Source organism: Mesorhizobium sp. M7D.F.Ca.US.004.01.2.1 (assembly GCF_003997785.1).
In the GTDB taxonomy this organism is placed as follows: domain Bacteria; phylum Pseudomonadota; class Alphaproteobacteria; order Rhizobiales; family Rhizobiaceae; genus Mesorhizobium; species Mesorhizobium loti.
Map to the genome: position 1 here is coordinate 1 of NZ_RZRQ01000791.1, position 311 is coordinate 311.

Consider the following 311-nt stretch of genomic DNA (forward strand, 5'->3'; position numbering starts at 1 on the left):
CGAAGGCAACACGGCCGCCGACATCTCGACGTCGGGCACGCTCACCATCTCCGATGTCGACAGCGATCCCCACTTCGTGCCCCAGGTGGCTGCCGCAGGCAGCTACGGCACCTTCGACCTCGATGCCGACGGCAACTGGACCTACACGGCATCCTCCGCCCATGACGAGTTCGTCGCCGGCACCACCTACACCGACACCTTCAATGTCGTCAGCGCCGACGGCACCGCCACCACCGTGACCGTCCACATCCTGGGCACCAACGACGCGGCCGTGCTGTCGGCCGATGTGCGCGACCTGACCGAAGGCAACA

The 311-nt window shown here is 66.6% G+C and carries 1 protein-coding gene; it reads left to right on the forward strand.

Annotated features, from left to right (window positions below; all coding sequences use genetic code 11):
- Positions 1-311 (forward strand): VCBS domain-containing protein (locus EN993_RS36835; protein WP_164758114.1); only part of this gene is annotated, 311 nt, incomplete at both ends.